This is a genomic window from Limimaricola sp. G21655-S1 (genome assembly GCF_027213785.1).
Classification (GTDB): Bacteria; Pseudomonadota; Alphaproteobacteria; order Rhodobacterales; family Rhodobacteraceae; genus Limimaricola.
Genome location: NZ_JAPWGO010000253.1, coordinates 1 through 267 on the forward strand (window position 1 = coordinate 1; position 267 = coordinate 267).

The following is a 267-nucleotide window of genomic DNA, read 5'->3' on the forward strand; positions in this document are numbered from 1 at the left end:
GCCCACGCCTTGCGAGCGGGCTGCTTCGTCGGTGACCAGGTCGTCGACATACAGCCGCAGGTCTTCGTAGGTGTTTTCGTACAGGCGGTATAGCGCCAGTCCCACAGGCTGGCCCTGCTCGTTGCATGCCAGTACCAGGCGTGCGCCGTAGCGGCATACGCGCTGCATCTTGGCCAGGTAGGCCGCGCTATCTTCCGGCAACATCGGGCGCAGCTGCCGGTGTAGCGCTGCTGCGCTTTGCAGCAGCGCAGGCTCGGAGATCTGCCC

Annotated in this window: 1 protein-coding gene; it reads right to left on the reverse strand. The window is 65.5% G+C overall.

What is annotated here, in order from left to right:
* Positions 1 to 267, reverse strand: a 267-nt coding sequence (locus tag O4G76_RS20665) for a GNAT family N-acetyltransferase (protein WP_373568060.1), incomplete at both ends; no start/stop codon positions are given.